Raw genomic sequence first — 19803 nt, forward strand, 5'->3', positions numbered from 1 at the left:
GAGAGCCTGCCGGAGCAGATCGGCGAGGTTGCTCTCTTCCGCGTGCAACGCGTCGGCCGCCGCGAACTGCCCCGGGCCGAACAGCGTGGAGCCGTGTTCGAGGGTGTACGCCGTCGCCCAGGCCCGCTGCGCCGCCCGAGCGGACGCCTCTTCGCCGGCCTCCTTCAGCCGCATCCGCCCGAACTCCCTGACGGTCTCCAGCATCCGGTAGCGCAGGCCGTACGTCGTCTCGCGGACGCTCAGCATCGACTGCTCGGTCAGCGCGTTCACCACGTGCAGGGCGTCCGAGCCCAGTACGTCCTCGGCCGCGGTCAGCGTGAAACCGTCGCCGAACAGCGACATCCACCGCAACGCCAGCCGTTCCGGCTCGTCCAGCAGATTCCACGACCACTCGATGACCGCGAGCAGCGTCTGGTGCCGATCGGGGGCCGTACGGTTCCCGCCGCGCAGCAGGGCGAACCGGTCCGCCAGGCGCCGGGCGATCTCCTCCACCGACATCGCCCGTACCTTGGCCGCCGCCAGCTCGATCGCGAGCGGCAGCCCGTCAAGGCGGGCGACGATCTCCTCGACCACTCCCTCGTCGATCCGCACACCCGGGCGAGCGGCCGTGGCGCGCTGACGGAACAGCTCCACCGCGTCGCCCGTGGGCAGCTCGCCGAGCGGGTAGACGCGTTCGGCGGGGATCGACAAGGGGGCGCGCGAGGTCGTGAGCACCCGCAGGTCGCGGGTCGTCACGGTCAGGAACGCCACCAGGTCGGCGACGGCCTCGATCACGTGCTCGCAGTTGTCCAGGATCAGCAGCGCCGGAGCCTGATCGAGATGCTGGGCGATCCGGGCGCGAACGTCCGAGCGCTGCTCGGCGGTCAGGACACGACGCCCGCTGACCGAGTCCCGAACCCCGAGTGCCGAGCCCACCTCCCCCACCACACCCTCGGGCGAGGACACGCCGACGAGCTCGACGAAGTGAGCGACGGGCTGCGCGACGTCTCTGCCGACGACATGCGCCAGCCGCGTCTTGCCCAGCCCGCCAGGGCCGATGACGGAGACCACCCGGTTGGTCCGCAACAGGGCGTGCACCGCGCGGATGTCGTCATCGCGGCCGAGCAACGAGGAGCCGTCGAACAGGATGCCCGCACGCACCGGCCGGTCCGCGACGAGGAGTTCGGCGTACACGCGGGCGAGCTCAGGCCCCGGTTCGGTGCCGAGCCGGGCCACCAGGCCCGCGCGATACCGTTCGTAGCGCTCCAGAGCGGCGGCGGCACCTCGTACGGCGGCCTCGCTCCGCAGCAGGCAGGCCAGCAGCTCCTCGTCGTGCGGCCCGTCGGCCGCGGCCTCCTCCAGCAGCGGCAGCGCGGCCTCGTGAGCGCCGCTCCGGCCCCGCGCGATCGCCGCCACCCGCCGGGCCTCGGCCACCCACTTCGCCGCCATGCCCCTCAGCTCGGCGAGCGCGCCCGTGGCACCGTCCGAGCCGCCGGCCACGAGACCCATGGCCTCTTCGGCGCGGCGACGCGCGAGCGCCACGTCGTCCTCGCCCAGCGCGGCCCGCGCCTCCGTCACCAGCGCGCCGACCAGCAGCGCGTCCACCTGATCGGCGGCCAGCCCGAGCCGGTAACCACGCGGGATCCGGACCACGACATCAGCACCGGTCGCCGCCCTGGTCCGCGAGACGACCACCTGCAGCGCCTTCGTCGGATTGGCCGGCGCCTCATCGGGCCACAGCTCCTCGACCAGGTGCTCGTCACTGACCCCTGCACGCCCGTGCAGGGCGAGCACGGACAGCAGGGTCTGCGCACGATCGCCGACCACGGGCACACCTTGCCAGCGGACGCCGTCGAGCAGGACCAGAGCGGGGGACACACCCTCAGCTTACGGACGAGTCAGACGAGAGCGGCGTGACCGCTCAGTCTGAGGCGGTCGAGTCGCGGAAGAGGAAGCTGTTCGAACGATCCGTGTGCAGGTAGTGGTGGAACCGCGTGGCCTTCGCCTGGGCCGTCCTGTCGGCGGTGACGATCGTGAGGAGGACGTACCTCTTGGTCACGGCCACCCGCTGCTTGGCGTAGACGTACCTGTCGAGCATCTTGTCCCGGTGCCACTTCACCGCCCGGGAGGAGCCCGCCAGGTGGACGGCCGTGGCCTTGGCCGCCTTCACGGTGGGGAAGGACATGATGACCTGGACCGCCGTGAGATGCCCTCGGTAGGACTTGTAGGCCAGTTGAACGACGCGCTCGCACTTGTTCCTGGCCAGCACGCCGTTCCGGTCCACCGGCGCGCAGGAGTCGTACGTCCAGCCGCCCACCTTCTCGGCCTTGAACGTGACGCCGCCCAGACGGAAATTCCAGTCGCCGTACGCGTCGGCGTCGATCGGAGAGTCCGGGCGGCGCTCGTTCTCGCTGGGGCTCGGCTCCTTGGGCTCGGGTGTGGGATCCGTGGTCGGCGAGGCCGCGGCGGTGCTCGGGTCGGGGGCGCTGAGGTACTTGTACACGCTGAACGTGAAGCCGCCCGGCAGAAGCACTGCCAGGATCACGACCAGAGCAGAAACAACACCGGGGTATTCCCGCGGACCGGGTTGCCGAGGGTGTCCCATGCGTCAATTGTGCTGTACTTCATTACCTTCTGCCCCAAAACACCGTCAGCAGAACATCGGCTTGCCAGCATCCTTCGGAACCTCCGGCATGGAGTCGACGACCTTCACGGTCATCACCGCCGTACTGGCGCCCGGAGTCTCCCTGACCTGTCCGCCCTCCTGCCGCCCGATCCAGCTCCGGTAGCCGAGGAACCGGTAGGTGGTCGGCTCGAAGATGAGCTCCCCACGTTCCCAGCCGTAGGGGTTCTCAAGCTTGAGCGAGGCGCCCACCCCGTGTCGTCCGGCGGGGTCGGTGAGGTCCGGGACGATGGTCACGGTCGGCAGCTTCGACAGCGCGCCGAAGACCGTGGCCCTGGTCCGGGACGAGGTGAGCGGGTCCTGCGCCAGCCCGAGCAACGAGCTCGCGACGACCTTCTCGACCCGCATGTCGATCTCGTCCTGGCCGAGGTCCGTCTCTCCTCGTCTGCGCTGGTCCGACCGGACGAACGTCTCCGCTCCCTGGCGGATCTTCGCCAGAACCCGATCAGGATCGGCGGGAAGATCGGCGGCCTGGAACGGCAGGCTCAGGGAGTGCTCGGGGCACTGCCCCGCGCGCTGATACTCCACCGTTCCGGGGGATTGCACGTGCTCAGGGCGCCCGCTGGTGGCGTGTATCTGACCGTACGTCGAGCGCGTCAGGGCCTTGCCGGGATCCCCGGCGGGCATCCATACCTCTCGGCGCACGTCCTGGGTGTACTCGCCCTCGGAACCGCTGGCGAACGTGACGTTCTTCTGGTCGACGTAGACGAACTGCCCCGGCCCGGGCCGTACGTCCTCCCGCGCCGCGACCGAGGCCGCATGCCGGAGCAACTCGGCGGCGCTGGCCGGAGGGGCCCCGAACGGAGCGGAGTCGTGACCGCCACGCACCACGACCAGTCCCGCGGTCACCGCCGCCGCGAGCCCCACGGCCACGCCGGCCCTCATCGCCCACCAGCCGGCCGGGAATCCGCGAAGAGACCGCCGACGTGGCCGCGCCGGCTGACGGTGGCCGCTCCCGGTCCGCTCGGCCTCGATCTCTTCGGCCACCAGCACCCATGCGCGCGCGGTCACCTCGGGCGCGGGTCCGGGCAGGCTGTCGTGGTGGGCCTTGATCGCTTCGAGTTCGTTCATCACAGTGCCTCCCCGGCGGGACCGATGATCTTGCGGAGCTTCTTGCGGGCGCGGTTGAGACGTGATCCCACCGTTCCCTGAGGTATGCCGAGAGCCTCGGCCACCTCCTCGTAGCTGAGTTGAGCGCAGGCGACCAGCAGCAGGACGTCCCTGTCCCCGGACGAGAGCCGGGCGAGACCGGCGGCCAGCCGCGGTTGCATGACCGCCGCGGAGACCCGCTGCACCACGCGCTCGTCGTGACTGGCGATCTCCGCGGCATCGGCGCTCCTGGCCAGCGCTCGATACCTGCGCGCCTCACCGCGACGGTGCTCGGCGACCAGGTTGGAGGCGATGCCGTACAGCCAGGGCCGGGCGCTGGGGCAGGTGAGGTCAAAGCGGTCCCGGCTACGGAAGGCGCGCAGAAAGGTTTCCGCCGCCAGGTCATCCGCGGCCGCCTCACCCAGGCGCAGGTGAACATAGCGGTGGATGGATGCGAAATAGCGATCGAAGACGGCGCCGAAGCGATCAGGGTGACGCCACGACGCCTCTATCACCTGCGCGTCGGTGCCCTCGCTGGGAGGCGCCGAATCTTGGGGGGGAGCTGTCATGCATGCCGGCCTTTCAGGCGATTACCACGGAACACCCCTAGTTCGGCGAACCCCCCATTCCTCTTCACGGTCCATCACGCCGCCGCCGGCCAACGATCTCCGGCATACCGGCAACACTGTCCCGGCTCAAACCTCCGGGGAGAAGGCCCGCATCAGCACGGCACCGGTCGCGAACGCCAGCGCCACGCACAACGGGGTGTAGAGCAGCAGGTTGAGCCAGTAGAACGGGGTGCCGGTGTCCGTGCCCAGCCCGACGGCCCAGGCGAGGCCGAGCTCCGCACGCGCGAGCAGCCCGCCGCCCAGAGCGAGAGCGACCGCCTTGGCGAGCCGACCGCCCCGCCCGCGGGAGACTGCGAGCACCGCGAGGGCGGCGACGGTGAGCACGACGATCAGGGGAACGAGGACGCGCGCCGTGAAGGGCGTGTCGAAGTTGAGCAACGCCAGGGAGAGCGCTCGCGGGTCCGCCGCCGGCCGTACCAGCCAGGAAAGGTGAAGGAACGCGTCGAGCAGCAGGACGGCGGCGACGAAGGCCGCTGGGAGTGAGATTCTCATGCCCGGCAGGAGGCGCGGAAATCGCCGGTGGTTCCATGGAACCTTCTCCACGGTCGACGCCTCTGGATGGATATGACTTGGCCTGTTGCTGATCTGGACCCGGTACGGAGGCTGCGGGTGCTCGCCTCCGCCATCCCCGGGGCGTACATGGCGGAACGCGTCATCCCCGCCCCGTTCGAGGACGTCTGGTCCGTGGTGAGTGCCCTGGAAGAGGAGTTCGGCACCTTCGAGCCGGACATGCGCCGCTTGACCATCGTGTCCGGGCACGGGAGCGAGCGCCTGGTGGCCAAGGCGCGAAGCAGGTACGGCATGCGTGCGAGGTTCGACGTCGAGCTGCGGCCCGGCTGGTGCTGGATGCAGAGCAGGTTCCTGATCATCGGCGTCGCGGCGGCAGCCGTACCGGGAGGAACCCTGGTCGCCCAGACGGGAGGAATCCGCGTCCCCGGCCGGGCGGCGCTGGTGCCCCTGGGCGTGCGGGTCGCGGGAGAGAAGGCGCTGGCCAGGCTCGAGGCGAGGGTCGTGCGTCGATGAGCGCCGACCTGGTGCGCGCCGCGCAGGGCGGCGACACGATGGCCATGAACGACCTGCTGAGCGAGCTGACGCCCTACCTCGGCCGGATCTGCGGGCCCATCGCGCTCGACAACGGGCCCGACGCCGTCCAGGAGTCGCTGATCGCGATCTTCCGGAACCTGGGGAGCCTGCGCGATCCGCAGGCGCTCCACGGCTGGGCCCGGGCGATAGCCGTACGGGAAGCAGTCAGGATCGCGAAACGGCGGCACCACGCGGTGGAGCTCGCCGAACTCCCGTCGAGGCAGGACGTCGAGAGCGCGGTGGACATCCGCGACGTGCTCGAGCGCCTGTCACCCGAACACCGGGCGGTGCTGGTCCTGCGTGACCTGGAGGGGTTGCCGGAGGATGAGGCCGCACGGCTCCTGCACGTACCGGAGGGGACGGTCAAATCGCGCCTGCACCGTGCCCGCCGGAGCTTCCGCAAAGCATGGCAGTCGTGAGGAACCTCGTGAGGCTCGGTTGCCTCCTTCTGGTGGAATCCCACAGAACGGAGAGCAAACATGAGACCTCGCACGCTCGCGGTCCTGAGCCTGATCCTCACCCTGGCCGTCGGCGCCATTCTTTATGGCGCGTACGGCTATCGCCCAGCGGTGGCCGACTACCGGCCGCCGGCGAACGCGCGGTTCCTCGACACCCCACTCGCTCGCTTCCACTACGTCAAGGAGGGCTCCGGCAGCCCCGTCGTGCTGCTGTCGCCCGGGGCTTCATGGACGTACGGCTGGCGCCGCCAGGTGCCGGAGCTCGCCCGCGACCACACGGTCTACGTCGTGGACCTCCCCGGTCAGGGATTCACCCGGCTGAAGGACCGCGACTTCACCTGGGACCTGAGGGGGATGACCACGGCCATCGGCGTGTTCCTGAACGCGGCGGGCATCGAGCGTCCCGCGCTCGGAGGGCTCTCGTGGAGCGGAGGCTGGGCGCTGGCCTACGCCCAGCGCCACCCCGAACGCGTCAGCAGCCTGCTCCTGCTGTCCCCCTCCGGCGCCGCCACCCGCGATACCTGGGTATACGAACTCATGAAGTACCCGGTCATCGGGGAGTTGTGGAACAACTGGTACTACGCCGACAGGTCCAGCTCCCGCGCCGCGCTCGACCGCATCCACGTCAACCGAAGCAGGATCCTCGAGCAGGACGTCGACGCGTTCTGGGCACCCGGCACCTTCCCCGACAACCTGGAGAGCCAGGTCCTGCTCGAACGCGGCCTGGACTGGCGTGAAACCCTGGCCGCCATGCCGTCCACCACCACTCCCACCTTGGTGATCTGGGGCCGCCAGGACACCGTCAACCCGGTGCGGCAGGCCCAGGAGTACGCTCGCCGGATGCCCGCCGTGCAGGTGCGCGAACTCGACGGCTGCGGCCATGCGCTGACCACCGATTGTCCCGAGGAGGTCGTACGGCTGATGGCGAGACTACCTGGCTTCAGGGCCCGCCTCTCCCTGATCTCCGGCACATTGGGGACACGCTCGCGGCCCAGCCCGGCGGACCTCAAGGCCATGACAACGTTCGAGCAGCATTGATCAACCAGCACGCCACGCGACGCAGACCAGCGAATCGCCGACGCACTGACCGCCCGCGTAGAAGCGGAACAACAGAAGATCGCCAAAGGCCAATGACACGATGATCATGCCTGCCGGCTGGTCACTTCCGCGCGACGCGCGCACCCTGCTCTCTGATCATCCTGTCTGCCGTCGACTTGCCCGAAAGGGAAGCGGCCTGGGCCACAGGTCCGGTGGAGCGCCCCACTGGACGAACGACCTTGACCCCGTGGTCCTGGTCTGCACGGCTTGTCCCGGGTCGACAGCGGGCAGAATGACCAGGCTTCCACCTTGTCAATGGTCAGGTGCGTGTCGCCGCTGGTGGCCGGATAGAGGTCCCCATGGCTTCGTAGTTGACTACTTCTTGGTGAGGCGTCCGCTTGTCCGGGTTCGTGCCTTTTTCATGCGGAAGGACTCGCCCTCGGTGACCACGACGACGCTGTGGTGCAGGAGCCGGTCCAGCAGGCTGACGGCGGTGGTGTGCTCGGGCAGGAAACGACCCCACTGGTCGAAGGGCCAGTGCGAGCCGATGCCGAGTGCTCGGCGTTCGTAGGCGGCGGCCACGAACCGGAACAGCAACTGCGCGCCGGTGTCGTCCAGCGGGGCGAACCCGACTTCGTCGATGATCACCAGGTCGTTGCGGAGCAGGTTGTCGATCATGCGGCCGACGGAGTTGTCGGCCAGACCCCGATAGAGCGTCTCGACCAGGTCGGCCGCGGTGAAGTAGCGCACCTTGTAGCCAGCGTGGACGGCCGCGACACCGAGCGCGATGAGGCTGTGGGACTTGCCTGTGCCGGCTGGGCCGACCGCGCAGTAGTTCTCTTGGGCGCGGATCCACTCCAAGCTGGCGAGGTAGTCGAAGGTCGCGCGGGGGATGGAGGAGGCGCCGACGTCGAATTCCTCGATGGTCTTGATGACCGGGAAGGCAGCGGCCTTCATCCGGGTGCGGACGTTGGAGTCATCGCGCGCGGCCAGCTCGGCCTCCAGCAGGGTGCGCAGGAACTCTTCGGGGTTCCAGCGCTGCGTGCGGGCCGTCACCAGCAGCTCGGGCGCCAGGCGGCGCATGGTGGCCAGCTTCAGGCGACGCAAGGCGGCGTCCAGATCACCGGGCAGCGCGGGCGTGGTGGGCGCGCTCATCCGGCTTCTCCGATCCGGTCGAGGGCGTAGTCGCCCAGTGACCGGGTCGGGACGACTGGCAGGGCCATCACCAGCGCGTCCCCGGCGGCGGTCGGCTGTGGCGTGCCGGCCCCGGCCGCGAGGATGGAGCGGACGTCCTCGGCCCGCCATCGGCGGAACTGCGCCGCGCGCTCCAACGCGGCCACCAACGCCTTGTCTCCATGGGCCGCGGCGAGGGCAGCCAACTCGACTAGGTCGGCGGCCAGGCGGGTGTTGCCGGAGGCGGCCGAGCCGGTCAGCCAGGTTTCGGCGGCCGGACCGAGCGCCAAGAACGCCTTCTCGATCGGGGTGCGGGGCCGGGCGGCGCGCCGTGGCGCGGGCCGCGGGCCGCCGTAGTGCTCGTCGCTGATCGCGGCCTCGCCGGGGGCGACTGGGGCGTGGTCGGCGACGATCTCGCCGGTGGCCAGGTCGGTGATCAGCAGCCTGCCGTCGGCCTCGACCACGGCCACCCTCGCGCCGATGAGCCGATTGGGCACCGAGTAGCGGGCCGAGCCGAACCGCACGCACGACAGCTTGTCCACCTTGCGGGTGATCGGCGCTTTGCCGATCGCCGGGCGCAGCGACGGCAGCGTATTCATCACCTCCCGCTCGGCGACCAGTCGCTCGGCGGGAATCGCGCAGATCTCCGAGTGCACCACAGCATTGACCTCGGCGCACCAGGTCCGGGCGGCGATATTGGCCACTGTCAGGTCATCGAAGGGGGCCTGCGGCACGACCAGGTCCCACTTGGCGTAGCCGACCAGGTTCTCCACGATCCCCTTCGATTCGGGGTCGGCCGCCTCACACCAGTCAGGGCGGAACGAATAATGGGTGGCGAAGCGGACGTAGTCGGCGGTGGGGATGACCTTGTTGGCCACCACGCTGCCCTTCAGGCAGCCCATCCGATCGGCCAACACCACCTTCGGGACCGCGCCGAGCGTCTCGAAACACTCCGCGAGAAAGCCCAGAGTGGTCTCCGCGCGCTCGTTGTCGGCGAAGCGCACGAACCGGTAGCGCGACCAGGCCAGCACGGCGCAGAACACGTGCAATCCGTCACCCGCATCACCCCAGTCCATGACCAGCATCTCGCCCGGCGTCCAGATGGCCGGGCGCCGCCCGCGCGGGTGCTGTCGCCGCCATGCCTGCTTGGCCTCGGCGACCAGCCGCCGGAAGTTACGCGCCGACCCGCCGTATCCGGCAGCCTGCGCCAAGGGCAGCAGCCGCTTGGCCGAGATCTTCCCGTGCGTCGCGCGGACCTTGTCGGCTACCAGTTGGGCGACCACATCGTAGTTGTGTTCGCGCTGTTTGCGGGGCGGCGCCTTGTCCCCGGCCAGTGCCCGCTCGATGATGCGTTTGACGGTCTTGTGCGTGGTGCCGCATATCCCGGCGGCCCCGCGATAGGTGCCCACCTCGCGGTAGGCAGCGATGATGTCCATGACTTCCCCCGAAGATTTCATGGCCCGGCAGACTCCCTGAGCGGTGATCACATGACTGGCTGACACCGTCACGATCACCGTTCAGGGCACACCCCGCCCCACGACACACGGACAAGCACGCGAGGACGTGGGGACTTAGAACTGGCCACCAGCGGTGACCTCAACCCGGCCACCTGCGGCTACTTTTGCACGGCCACGGACACACCTCAGCCCACCTACGGACCTGCACCTGAGGCCGGCAATCATCCCGGAACCTGAGGCCACTGCCGGAGGCAATGGTTTGGAGCGACGCGGGATGGCGCTTGCTCGAATGTCGTTCGGAGGAATGAGTGGCGGATGGTCAAAGGACGTGGGGCCAGGAGGCGCGCAAGGCCCTGCTGGGCTGGACCTGCTGGGTGGTGGGCTGGTTCTTGGCGTTGCTGGCCATAGATCTCATCAGTGAAGGACCAGAGAGGATCACGGCGGCCTATCTCATCGCGCGGCCTGTTGTTTTTGGGGTCGGCTGGTTCGGCGGAGTCCTGGTGATTCGGTGGTGGGCCCGTCGGGCAGCCGATGATCCGGACGGGGCGGACAACGACGGCTCATAGGCTGCCGCTTCGGGGCCTCGGCGGCAGTGACCTGACAACGGCGCGGCACCCAGGTCGGTGGCGTTGGGCAGGTATGGCGGCGCGTGTGTGCGGCGACGCCCCGCGTGGCGCCCGCACCGTGACGCGCACCACCTTGTACCAGGGCACCATCACCTTCGCACAGCTCGGCAAGGCGAATCCGGGCTTGCGCATCGGCTTCCGGAGCAAGCCCACTGGCAAGTACGGCACCTGGAAGGTTGTGGATCGGTGGCGACCGACTCGTCCGCAGAGCGTGGCGCTCCTGGCGCGAGCCGAACGATGGCCCTGGCAGATCCCCGGGCGACGACCCGTACTACGCCTTCGCGCAAGACCTCCGCATGTCGGATGGGGGATGAATGGGCACATCAAGCCGCCGCCGGCCGATGAGACGGTGTCATCGGAGGAACTGCACGACTGACCCGAACGCGCGGGAAGTCGAGACACTGAGGGACGTCGGGGTCTCGTGCCGCAGCCCACAGGCTTGACGCCCTCGCCCGCGGCGCGCTCACCCAAGAACCCGTCGGGCACATAACGGGCACGACCCCAAAGCCTAGGCCGTTGACCTGCTCTTTCGTACGAGTGGAGCCTAGGAGATTCGCACTCCTGACTTCCTGCTTGCAAACGGGAGCCAGCCACGACGTCGACGGGTCTTCCTCCTGGTCAAGCGGTAGATGATGGCTGCTGACGCGTACTCATGTGCGTCGGCGTTGCTGTACTTCTCTGCTGTACAGCACCGAGTGCAGGACAGGACGCCAGCGTCAGATCCGTAGTCATTTCGAGATCGTCCACGGACGTCTAACGCTGTCCGAGGCGCCTGCTCAGCGGGCCTTCCGGCTTGAGTGGCTTCCCGCGGCGTACACCAGCGTTCTGAGACGTCGTTAGCAACGGCGTTAGCGGGATCGGCTGGACGGATGACCATCCCCAAGGCGGTGTGCCGAGGTGGTCCCTCAGCCGGTGATGAACCGGTCCTCATAACCACGGGCACGAGCCCCACCCCGAGCCTTCCCGCCATCGGCCAAGCTCGCCTGGTCCTTCACCAGACTGTGCGAGTCGACGATCAGCACGACCGCACCACCCGCATGGTCCACGGCCTCCATTCATGCGAAACGCTCTTCGGTCTCCTCGGGATGGATGATGCCTTCGACCAGGATCCCGGAGTCACCGGGGCCGTCAACGGCCGAGATGGTCAGGCCGGCGAGGAGTTGCCAACCATCGCAGGGCAACGGCCTGCCCACATCGAGTCGGCACACGGGAAGGCGTTCACCCTAGGCTGTCGATCGGGCCATCGAAGTTGAAGGTCAAGCTAGGTGAGGGATGGCCCGATAGCCAATCAGACAGACCGGGTCCTAGCGCCGGGCGCCAGGGGCATAATCTTCGCCTCTGGCGCCAAGCGACCATCAAAAGATGATCTCGATCACCAGAAGATGGCCCCATCGATGATGCGCGCCGATCCGCACTGCCCTTGCAAAGCAGGCGACCATGATCTCTTCTCGGTAGCTCTCGAAGAGTGGCAGGCTCATCCCTGAGCGACACCACACGAGTAGCACCACGTCGCCATCGTCCCAGAGGGTGTGCACTACAAGAGGGAGCCTGCCGTCGGAGGTGCGGAGTGAGGTACGCAGGCACAACCGTTGGAAGCGATGCCGCACCAGACGTGCCCACACCCAGCCTGCCAGGCGCCGCCGCATCATGAGGCCCAGAGCGGCTACTCCCGTCAGCACCAGCAGAGTCTTTCCCCCGCCTAGCTGAGTTGCCAGCGCGATGATGGCGGTGGCACCGAGCGCTGCGGCCACGAGTTCCAGCCGCCAGCGCCAGACCTTCCCCGTCCACGCCAGCAGTCCCTTGGCGGGCTGGACAAGCGGATGGTTCCGCGGATGCCCGCCCTTACCTACGGCGAAAGGGCGACGCCGCGACCTCGCGACTCGCGTCGGCATGTCTGTCTGGCAGCCGATCGAAGCGGGGATCGCGGTAGATCCGCCTGCGCCAACTAGACTCCCGAATCTCCAGCCCTGCCGCACGCGCGGAGGCATCGGGCGCTCCCCAGATCCGGCGCTCCAGATAAGCAATGAGTCGTGGGATGAGACGTTTGTTAGGCTCGGTCATAAGCAGGTCCTGTCCTTGTAGCTGGGTGGGTACATGCTCTGTTGGCCGGGCTGGCGGGGGGTATCCGCCAACCCGGCCTCTTCGCTTTGACTGCGCCGTTGGTCGCAAGTCGATACCGGGATTTTTGATTCGCCTCCTCGTGGCGTCTGCGATGCTGAGATACTCTGAGAATCCATCGCGGAGAGTATCGGTGCAACTTCCACAGGAAGTACATGAGGACCGTTCGAGGGAAGTTGAATCGAGCTCCCCAGTGAGGATTACGAAGCCGTTCAATGGGGAAGGGCAGCAGGGTGAGTCGGATCAGTAACGGTCTGCGACGCGGTCTGTTGGCTATGGAGCTTCGACGCCTGAGAGCCGAAGCCAGACTCAACGGCCCTAAAGTCGCCAAGGAACTCGGTTGGTCGTCCGCCAAGTTCTCGCGCCTCGAATCGGGCAGTACGAAACCGTCGTTATCTGACGTGGCTGCGCTCCTCGCTCACTACCAGGTCCCAGAGAACCAACGTGAGGGATACCTTGAGCTCGCCCGCCAGGCGGGTCAGCCTAATTGGTGGGACCCGTTTTCTAAAGAACTTCCCTCCTCCTATGTCGACTACATCGCTTTTGAGCATGAGGCGAAAGTTGTCGTAAATTGGGAACCTGGCATTATTCCCGGTCTTCTGCAGACGGCCGAATATATAGAGGCGTGTCATCGTCCGGGCCACGAATACTTTGCGCTTCCCCCAAGTCTGCTGCGCGTTCGTACCCAGATTCGCTTGAAGCGACAGGAACTCCTGGTCGCCCCTCGGCCGCTCGAGCTCATAGCGGTAATTGACGAAGCGGTTCTCTACCGCCTAATCGGTGATGAGGAACTTATGCGGGGTCAGGTGAAACATCTCATTGAGGCGTCCCAGTGGCCCAACGTGACTATTCGGATTGTCCAGTTGGCAAATCCATATCCGATCCTGGGTACTACCAGCCTGGCGCAACTGCAATTCGAGCCCACAGATTTTCCCATCGGCTTCCAGCACTCGGACATCATATATACCGAGACGGTCATGGGAGGAGAGTTCTCCTTTGACGAAAAGGAGACATACCAGTACGGACGAATAGTAAACCGCATCATGCAGGCAGCGCTGGATCCAGATGATTCAGTCCAATTGATGCGGGCGGCTGCGGACCGGCTGGCAAATTAGTTCATCGCGAGAAGAAAGTATTCGGTTATGTCTGCTCCACCCCAGCTGCGCTGGTTCAAGAGTACGTTCAGTAGCTACAACGGCAATTGCGTTGAAGTCGCAACGCTTGCCAGCGGTAACATCGGAGTGCGCGATTCTAAGGATCCGCATGGCCCGGTGCTGGAGTTCTCTGCTGAAGAATGGGCCCAGCTGCTGAGTGCGATCAAGTCCAGCGGCACGAAGGGATCCAGCTAGGATCGCGGCTGACGGGACTTCCGCTGACCGGAAGTTCTTGCTTGGACCGCGGTCGGCGGGAGTCCCGAGAAGACATCCTCTCCACTCTTCATCCATTGAACTTGCCGTATTGACGACGACTCGTCGTATTATCTTGGTGTGCGTTTCTCGTCGACTAAATCAAAACCTAATGGATCGACGGATTGAGTTCAGAGGCCGCTTCATCAAGCAGCTCGTTAAGCCTGATTGGGCCTTCCTGTGCCATGGCCACCCACCGGCGATCAAGCGCACGCATTACCGAAGATCGGCGACTCCCGCTTGGGTAGGCGGTAGATATGCATCTAGTCGCATGTAATCCTGTAACACTTCGGCCTGGCTCAGGATTTGATCTTGCAGCGGGTTGACCAGCAGAGGCGCGGGATGGGCCTGTAATCCTCCTCAAGCAAGTCCAACAAGAGCCGATGGCTTGTCTTCGTTAGTCGTCGAAGCTGGCGATCCATTCATTGATGAACTTCGACGCCTCCTTGGCCGTGACGACATCGCTCCTGGGTGCAGGCCCGAGGCTATCGTCGAGCAATTCTGGCGCTACGAGTTCCCCCGCGACGACCAGGTAGCACGATATGCCCTCACTCATTTGACGTGACATCGAGGAGATGAACGCGTCGCGGCGGTACTTGTTGCAGAGCAACAGCAGGTTCTGCTGTTCCAGCTTTGCTCTCAGTTGCCGCAAGGCGTCTTCGAAGTCGATCGATGAGTGAACCCTGATCGTGGAAGCGCTTGCGCGAGTCAGGCGGAGCTCGTACGTCTCGCCGTCGGTCTGCGTTGTCACCTGGCATGGCATAAGGGATTCGTCCGCCTAGTTGACCAACTTGATGTCGTGCATGCTCACCTTTGCACGTAGGTATTGAGGGATTACGAAGATGGCGTTGCCATCCTCCAGTCGCCTACACCGTGGCGGACGCGGTCACGTACCGGCTTGAGCATGGCTCTCAAGGGCCGCGACAGGAAGACCATGGAGCTGTACAAGGACTTCGCCAGGCTCCACATCCTTCCAGCTATCGGTTCCTACAAGCTTCGCGATCTCTCGGTTGAGGAGGAGGATAGATGGCTGGCCCACACCTAAGCACGCGGTCTCTCAAGATCATGCACGCGATATTGAATCGCGTAGTGAAGAGCGTCATGACTGACAAAGTCAAGCGGAACGTGGTGGATCTTTGCGAGATTCCGACGGGCGTGCGGGCCGACCTTCAAAAGCACTCACCCCGCCGCAGGCGCAGGCAGTTATGACGGTTGCGTCCGCGGACGTGGCGTACGAGTTTGGCCTGGTTACAGGCGTGGCGTAGTGAAATTAAGACGGCCATCGCGTCCACGAGAAGTGGCTCAAGCTTCATGAGCTGGCCCGCAAGAGGCCGGTGGTCACCAAGTCGCCGAAGCTTTCGGACTACCTGACGTACTGGCTTACTAACGTCGTGGGACCCAACTTCGCGCCCAAGACAGTGGCGAACTATGAGATGTTCGCTCGGCTCTACATCACTCCGGCGCTTGGTAACAAGAGGGTCGACAAGCTGACCGTGCGCGACGTCCAGACCTGGGTGAACAAACTGTGCCGGTCCTGCCAGTGTTGCGTCCAGGGCAAGGACTCCGCGCGGTCCGAGAGCCACAGCAATCCGAATCGGCTCCGGCAATGCTGCGCCATTGGCAAATGTTGCTGGTCGCTGCCTTTAGAGCGGACGGTTCACGACGCGTACATGACGTTGCGGGCCGCGCTCAGCAACGCCGTACGAAAAGAGACCCTGGGCCCGTAACGTCGCGGCCAACGTCAAGATGTCGGTCCCGCGGAAGCGCAAGGTCAAGCCCTGGAAGGTGAACGAGGCGAAGACCTTCCTGGAGTCGGCACGCATCCGCGACCGCCCTGGGTTTCTTGGAGACGCGTCCCGGTGCCGGCAACTAATATGCGCGGCATGTCGTCTCCGTCCCGCCATGAGGCACCGGCTATTCGTCCTGCTGCCTGGCGTGTGCAGCCAACTTGGACCAGTCTGCTGCCGAAGGGCGTGAAGTCATGCCCGCCGCTGGGCACCACCGGCGGCCACACCAATTGGGTGGCGGCGGTGACGACCGCGGTCTTCGACGGCCGTGCCGTAGCGGTCACCGGAGGCGGCGACGACACAGTACGGGGTTGGGATCTGTCAACCGGCGAGCGGGTCGGCGCCCCGTGGACTGGTCACACGAACGCGGTGCGGGCGCTGACGATGTCCGTTCTGGACGGTCGCCCCGTTGTGGTCAGCGGCGGTGACGACAACACCGTACGGGTGTGGGAACTCGCGTCCGGCATGCCGGTGGGCGAGCCGTTCCACCTTCAGGCTGACAGCGTGGAGGCCCTCGCGATCGCGGAACGCCATGGCCGCCAGGTGGTGGTCACCGGTTGCTACGACACGACGGTACGGGTATGGGACCTGGAGACGCGCCAGGAGGTGATGGCACCGATCCGCGGCCACACCGGCCCGGTGTACGCGGTGGCGACCGCGATGCTGGACGGCCGCTGGGTGGCCGTCACGGGCGGCGACCGAACGGTCCGGGTATGGGACCTGGATACCGGCGATCCGGTGGGCAGCCCGTTCACCGGCCACAGTGGATACGTGAGCGCGGTTGCGGTCGCGGAGCTGACCGCCGGCCATCTGGTGGTCGTCTCTGGTGGCTACCAGACGACCACACGCGTGTCGGACCTGGCCACCGGACTGCCGGTCGGAGAACTCCCCCGATCTGCGGACTTGGAGGCCGTGACGACCACGGTCGTACACGGCCGGCTGGTGGCGATCACCTGCAACTCCAATGAACCGACCATCCAGGTGTGGGACCTGAAAACGGCCGAGTTGGTCGGGGAGCTGTTCCCTCAGCATCGCCGCACGGTGCATGCGGTGGCGACGGCAGTGGTGAACGGCCGGCAGGTGGTGGTGTCGAGTTGCGACGGCGGGTCGGTCCGGGTGTCCTTCGACCCGGGCGGGCTCCAGCAGGCCCACTGTCCAGCAGGGCAACGGGTGGGTTGCCCGGGCCCACCTACACACACCGCGGAAGGAGTGGAGCCTAGGAGATTCGAACTCCTGACTTCCTGCTTGCAAACGGGAGCCAGTCACCTCGATGAGGGCTCGCGGCCCTGGTCACGGGATAGCTAGGAGCCGACGACGTGTGAGGGGGTAAGGCGACGTTGCTGTACTCGGCTGCTGTACAGCAGCCGCCTCGTCAAGGCTCTCAAGTCTGGCCCCCATGCCGTCCTCGATCAACACGAGGCGGCGATAGCCGCTGTATTGGCCGGAAGCTGCTGCACCGCCAGACCAAAACGGACGCGTCCGACGCCTTTCTGTCCTTCCCCGAGATCGTCACGACGGCCCTCCGCACCCGTCAACGGGTGCGTGACACCGTCCGCGAAGCGGCGGGAGACGACTGGCAGGAGACCGGGCTCGTCTTCGCCACCGCCAGTGGTCGGCCGATCGAACCGTCCACCTTCCGGCGCAGCTTCGCGAACGCCTGTGCCAAGGTCGGAGTGCGGAGAGTCCACGTCCACGCCACCCGCAAGACTTGCGCGTCCTTGCTCGTCGCCCTCGACGTCCACCCGCGGGTGGCCATGCAGATCCTTCGCCACTCACAGATCGCGGTGACCATGAACATCTACAGCGAAGTCTCCTCAGAGGAGACACGCTAGGCGCTCAAACGCTTGGGGCAGCACCTCGGTTTCTAAGCCCCACGCACCTCCAAGGCCACTTCCATGGAAAGTGGCCTTTGTGGCCAGCCAGTCCGGCCGGGGGAAATCCGGTCGACAGGCAAGCCACAGTGCACTGTGATAGTCCAGCCCCCGCCGCACGGAGCGGGCCGATCGCAGGAGGTGCTCTTGGCAACCGTGAGAACCGCGGACACCCGCCCCACGATCAATGCCTCACTAGTCAGGAGGCTGGTCGATACGCAGTTCCCACAGTGGGCCGCGTTGCCTCTGGAGCTGCTCGATCCGGCCGGCTCGGACCATGTGATCTACCGGCTAGGCGAGCAGCTGTCCGTCCGGCTGCCCCGCCACGACGGCGCCATCGGACAGGCCGAGAAGGAACTTGAGTGGCTGCCCCGGCTCGCCCCGCGACTGCCCCTGGCCATCCCGGTACCGGTGGGAGTGGGTGAGCCCGACTTCGGCTATCCGTGGCGGTGGGCGGTGTCCCGCTGGCTGGAGGGCGAGGTGGCGACCGTCGAGGCGCTGGCCGACTCGTCCGCGGCCGCCGTCCAACTGGCGGAGTTCCTGGTCGCCCTGCAGCAGTTCAGGTCCGAGGACGTTCAGGCCATGGAGGCCCGCGAGGACCTCGATGACCAGCCATTGGCGGGCCGGGATCGCGCGACGCGGGCCGCCATCGCAAAGGCCGACGGCGTGTTCGACACTACCGCCATGACCGAACTGTGGAACGCGGCCCTGAGCGCCCCCGGATGGGATCGCCCTCCGGTCTGGTTCCACGGCGACTTCCACACCGGCAACCTGCTGACCGTCGGCGGCCGTCTCAGCGCGGTCATCGACTTCGGCGGGCTCGGCATCGGCGATCCGGCCTGTGACCTGACCATCGCCTACACGCTGATGTCGGCCGACAGCCGTGCCGCCTTCCGCGCCGCACTCGATGTAGACGACGCCACCTGGACGCGGGGTCGCGGCTGGGCCCTTGCCACCGGTCTGAACGCCTACACCACCTATGCCGCCGTCAACCCGAGGGTCGCCGCGCAGACCACCCGTCAGATCACCGAGGCCCTCATCGGCTAGATCAGACTTCGGCGGAAAGCGAGCCGTAGCTGTACTTTGCAGTTGTACAAGATCGAAAAGGCTACTTCCCGATCACGAGTAGTGGCCTTTGACCTCCTGTGGAGCCTAGGAGATTCGAACTCCTGACTTCCTGCTTGCAAATAGCTGCGACGATCTTGAGTGATCTGCGTAGACACTGCTCAGGGGGCTGATCGTGTCCCCCGTGACTCCCCGCTGTTCCTTCTGGTTTCCCGTCCGATTGGGCACGCGACGGGCACGCCGTAGGCCCTCATTGTGGTCGTTCCGGGCGCTCAACTACTCTCATTCCACCTTGAAGCAGGGAGGCGGCAAGTGACCGTAAGGCGTGCGCGATTCGTTCTGATGTGGATCGGCTGCCTGGTTCTCGTTCCAAGCATCCTTCTCGAACGATACGCACAGGATGCCAGAGAGAGGGCCAGATCTAGCGAACTCTGGACGCTGATGCGAGAGAACCAGTATTTCGGAAGCACACCGCACGCTGATGCGTCCTATGAGTCGTTGATCATTAGTGGATGGATGGGCATCGGCCTTGGCGCTCTCTGGATTCTGGCCGCTATAACGTGTTTCGTCCTCGCTCGGCCCCCGTTGGACCTCACGCCATCTACAAGAAAACCGAGGAAGTCCGGTACAGGCATACCTATCATTCGGCCCTTTCCTTGATCTTCCCATCGCCGTCGTCCCACCCGTCAGGGGAGCGGGCCAGAGGGCAGTGGGGGTGGAGCTCCCCGCTGGAAGAACGACCTTCGCCCCTGCCCCCTGGCCTGCTCGGGCTTGTCCTGGGAGCGATGGCGACGGGAAGATCAGGCTGGCCGGCGGACCATCATCATCCCCTCAGTCATCGTCCCCTCGCTGGTCGAGCACTTCGCATTGTTCGTCGACGAGGCAGAAGACAGTTTCGTGTTCCTTGGCAAGCGGGGCGCGTTCCTGCGGGGTGGCAACTTCCGGCGTGAGGCCCGATGGGCGGACGCGCTTAAGGAGATGGGTCTCTCCTGGGCTTGCACTCATGATCTCCGGCATACGGGGAACACGCTGGCTGCGCAATCGGGGGCATGCCTCGCTGATCTCAAAGCGCGGATGGGGCACGACAGCGACCGTGCGGCGCTGATCTACCAGCACGCCACCCGAGACGCGGACCAGAGGATCGCCGATGCGCTCAGTGCGCGGGTGAAGGCCGAGCGGAAGAAGGCGGAGAAGAAGCGCAAGAGGAGCGATGACGACGGCAGCGCGGGCGCGCTGGTCCCCGCGAGCTGACACGTGAATCCACCTCAGCCAAGCAGGCGGCAGCGAACCCTGGCCGGTGATCGTCGGTCAGGGTTTAGTGGCGAGGCAGGCGTCAGGCGG

Annotated in this window: 19 protein-coding genes and 1 pseudogene; 11 read left to right on the top strand and 9 right to left on the bottom strand. The window is 66.2% G+C overall.

Features of this window, described 5'->3' with window-relative positions; all coding sequences use genetic code 11:
* Positions 1 to 390 precede the first annotated feature (390 nt).
* The 5 genes and pseudogenes from ACIHFD_RS63640 to ACIHFD_RS63660 all read right to left on the bottom strand — a co-directional run.
* A pseudogene (locus tag ACIHFD_RS63640) lies at positions 391 to 1857 on the bottom strand (ATP-binding protein); the annotation flags it as partial.
* A 43-nt stretch (positions 1858 to 1900) separates the two neighbouring features.
* A complete protein-coding gene (locus tag ACIHFD_RS63645; protein WP_397375244.1) occupies positions 1901 to 2524 on the bottom strand; it encodes a hypothetical protein in 624 nt (207 codons plus the stop codon).
* Positions 2525 to 2629: 105 nt separating this feature from the next.
* Complete coding sequence (locus ACIHFD_RS63650) at positions 2630 to 3733, bottom strand: CU044_5270 family protein (RefSeq protein WP_397375245.1); 1104 nt, start codon at positions 3731 to 3733, stop codon at positions 2630 to 2632.
* Positions 3733 to 4320: an RNA polymerase sigma factor gene (locus tag ACIHFD_RS63655; RefSeq protein ID WP_350742176.1), complete on the bottom strand. Its 588-nt coding sequence runs from the start codon at positions 4318 to 4320 to the stop codon at positions 3733 to 3735. Before ACIHFD_RS63655 ends, ACIHFD_RS63650 begins: the two co-directional genes overlap by 1 nt.
* Before the next feature lie 126 nt (positions 4321 to 4446).
* Positions 4447 to 4872, bottom strand: coding sequence for a hypothetical protein (locus tag ACIHFD_RS63660; RefSeq protein WP_397375246.1), 426 nt, complete (start codon positions 4870 to 4872; stop codon positions 4447 to 4449).
* Positions 4873 to 4944: 72 nt separating this feature from the next.
* Between ACIHFD_RS63660 and ACIHFD_RS63665 the strand changes: the two genes are divergently transcribed.
* From ACIHFD_RS63665 to ACIHFD_RS63675, 3 genes are read left to right on the top strand one after another with little or no spacing between them, the layout of a single operon-like run.
* Entirely contained in the window at positions 4945 to 5403 is a 459-nt protein-coding gene (locus ACIHFD_RS63665; protein WP_397375247.1) for a hypothetical protein, read from the top strand.
* Positions 5400 to 5882 carry an RNA polymerase sigma factor gene (locus ACIHFD_RS63670; protein WP_355212262.1) on the top strand — a complete coding sequence of 161 codons (483 nt, stop codon included), beginning with the start codon at positions 5400 to 5402 and terminating at the stop codon, positions 5880 to 5882. The genes ACIHFD_RS63665 and ACIHFD_RS63670 overlap by 4 nt, the downstream gene beginning before the upstream one ends.
* A 60-nt stretch (positions 5883 to 5942) precedes the next feature.
* Positions 5943 to 6959 (top strand): alpha/beta fold hydrolase, encoded by a 1017-nt coding sequence (locus tag ACIHFD_RS63675; RefSeq protein ID WP_397375248.1) that lies wholly within the window; start codon positions 5943 to 5945, stop codon positions 6957 to 6959.
* A 375-nt stretch (positions 6960 to 7334) separates the two neighbouring features.
* Here ACIHFD_RS63675 and istB read toward each other — a convergent pair whose 3' ends face one another.
* The 3 genes from istB to ACIHFD_RS63690 form a co-directional block, all read right to left on the bottom strand.
* Complete coding sequence (gene istB / locus ACIHFD_RS63680) at positions 7335 to 8114, bottom strand: IS21-like element helper ATPase IstB (protein ID WP_397375249.1); 780 nt, start codon at positions 8112 to 8114, stop codon at positions 7335 to 7337.
* A complete protein-coding gene (gene istA / locus ACIHFD_RS63685; protein WP_397375250.1) occupies positions 8111 to 9589 on the bottom strand; it encodes an IS21 family transposase in 1479 nt (492 codons plus the stop codon). The genes istB and istA overlap by 4 nt, the downstream gene beginning before the upstream one ends.
* A gap of 1981 nt (positions 9590 to 11570) precedes the next feature.
* Positions 11571 to 11966 (bottom strand): hypothetical protein, encoded by a 396-nt coding sequence (locus tag ACIHFD_RS63690; RefSeq protein WP_397375251.1) that lies wholly within the window; start codon positions 11964 to 11966, stop codon positions 11571 to 11573.
* Positions 11967 to 12608: 642 nt separating this feature from the next.
* On the opposite strand from ACIHFD_RS63690, the gene ACIHFD_RS63695 reads away from it, so the two are divergent.
* Positions 12609 to 13448 (top strand): helix-turn-helix domain-containing protein, encoded by an 840-nt coding sequence (locus ACIHFD_RS63695; RefSeq protein ID WP_397375252.1) that lies wholly within the window; start codon positions 12609 to 12611, stop codon positions 13446 to 13448.
* 27 nt (positions 13449 to 13475) lie between these two features.
* A complete protein-coding gene (locus ACIHFD_RS63700) occupies positions 13476 to 13682 on the top strand; it encodes a DUF397 domain-containing protein (RefSeq protein WP_397375253.1) in 207 nt (68 codons plus the stop codon).
* Between the two features lie 454 nt (positions 13683 to 14136).
* Here the strand turns inward: ACIHFD_RS63700 and ACIHFD_RS63705 are convergent, their stop codons facing one another.
* Positions 14137 to 14490, bottom strand: a complete 354-nt coding sequence (locus ACIHFD_RS63705; protein ID WP_397375254.1) for a hypothetical protein — start codon at positions 14488 to 14490, stop codon at positions 14137 to 14139.
* A gap of 153 nt (positions 14491 to 14643) precedes the next feature.
* Here ACIHFD_RS63705 and ACIHFD_RS63710 point away from each other — a divergent pair, with 153 nt between their 5' ends.
* The 6 genes from ACIHFD_RS63710 (at position 14644) to ACIHFD_RS63735 (ending at position 19713) form a co-directional block, all read left to right on the top strand.
* Positions 14644 to 14784, top strand: a complete 141-nt coding sequence (locus tag ACIHFD_RS63710; protein ID WP_397375255.1) for a hypothetical protein — start codon at positions 14644 to 14646, stop codon at positions 14782 to 14784.
* Positions 14785 to 15130: 346 nt separating this feature from the next.
* Entirely contained in the window at positions 15131 to 15466 is a 336-nt protein-coding gene (locus tag ACIHFD_RS63715) for an N-terminal phage integrase SAM-like domain-containing protein (protein WP_397375261.1), read from the top strand.
* A gap of 156 nt (positions 15467 to 15622) precedes the next feature.
* Complete coding sequence (locus ACIHFD_RS63720; protein ID WP_397375256.1) at positions 15623 to 16831, top strand: WD40 repeat domain-containing protein; 1209 nt, start codon at positions 15623 to 15625, stop codon at positions 16829 to 16831.
* A gap of 233 nt (positions 16832 to 17064) precedes the next feature.
* Positions 17065 to 17358: a tyrosine-type recombinase/integrase gene (locus ACIHFD_RS63725; protein WP_397375257.1), complete on the top strand. Its 294-nt coding sequence runs from the start codon at positions 17065 to 17067 to the stop codon at positions 17356 to 17358.
* A gap of 180 nt (positions 17359 to 17538) precedes the next feature.
* Entirely contained in the window at positions 17539 to 18444 is a 906-nt protein-coding gene (locus ACIHFD_RS63730; RefSeq protein ID WP_397375258.1) for an aminoglycoside phosphotransferase family protein, read from the top strand.
* Between the two features lie 789 nt (positions 18445 to 19233).
* Complete coding sequence (locus ACIHFD_RS63735) at positions 19234 to 19713, top strand: tyrosine-type recombinase/integrase (protein ID WP_397375259.1); 480 nt, start codon at positions 19234 to 19236, stop codon at positions 19711 to 19713.
* The last annotated feature ends 90 nt before the right edge of the window (positions 19714 to 19803 follow it).

The sequence above is a fragment of the Nonomuraea sp. NPDC051941 genome (genome assembly GCF_044593615.1).

Excerpts from the sequence above, each read along its gene's own strand:
- ACIHFD_RS63650 (WP_397375245.1), bottom strand. The coding sequence starts at position 3,733 with ATGAACGAACTCGAAGCGATCAAGGCCCACCACGACAGCCTGCCCGGA.
- ACIHFD_RS63655 (WP_350742176.1), bottom strand. The coding sequence starts at position 4,320 with ATGACAGCTCCCCCCCAAGATTCGGCGCCTCCCAGCGAGGGCACCGAC.
- ACIHFD_RS63660 (WP_397375246.1), bottom strand. The coding sequence starts at position 4,872 with ATGAGAATCTCACTCCCAGCGGCCTTCGTCGCCGCCGTCCTGCTGCTC.
- ACIHFD_RS63665 (WP_397375247.1), top strand. The coding sequence starts at position 4,945 with ATGACTTGGCCTGTTGCTGATCTGGACCCGGTACGGAGGCTGCGGGTG.
- ACIHFD_RS63670 (WP_355212262.1), top strand. The coding sequence starts at position 5,400 with ATGAGCGCCGACCTGGTGCGCGCCGCGCAGGGCGGCGACACGATGGCC.
- ACIHFD_RS63675 (WP_397375248.1), top strand. The coding sequence starts at position 5,943 with ATGAGACCTCGCACGCTCGCGGTCCTGAGCCTGATCCTCACCCTGGCC.
- istB (WP_397375249.1), bottom strand. The coding sequence starts at position 8,114 with ATGAGCGCGCCCACCACGCCCGCGCTGCCCGGTGATCTGGACGCCGCC.
- istA (WP_397375250.1), bottom strand. The coding sequence starts at position 9,589 with ATGAAATCTTCGGGGGAAGTCATGGACATCATCGCTGCCTACCGCGAG.
- ACIHFD_RS63695 (WP_397375252.1), top strand. The coding sequence starts at position 12,609 with ATGGAGCTTCGACGCCTGAGAGCCGAAGCCAGACTCAACGGCCCTAAA.
- ACIHFD_RS63700 (WP_397375253.1), top strand. The coding sequence starts at position 13,476 with ATGTCTGCTCCACCCCAGCTGCGCTGGTTCAAGAGTACGTTCAGTAGC.
- ACIHFD_RS63710 (WP_397375255.1), top strand. The coding sequence starts at position 14,644 with ATGGCTCTCAAGGGCCGCGACAGGAAGACCATGGAGCTGTACAAGGAC.
- ACIHFD_RS63720 (WP_397375256.1), top strand. The coding sequence starts at position 15,623 with ATGTCGTCTCCGTCCCGCCATGAGGCACCGGCTATTCGTCCTGCTGCC.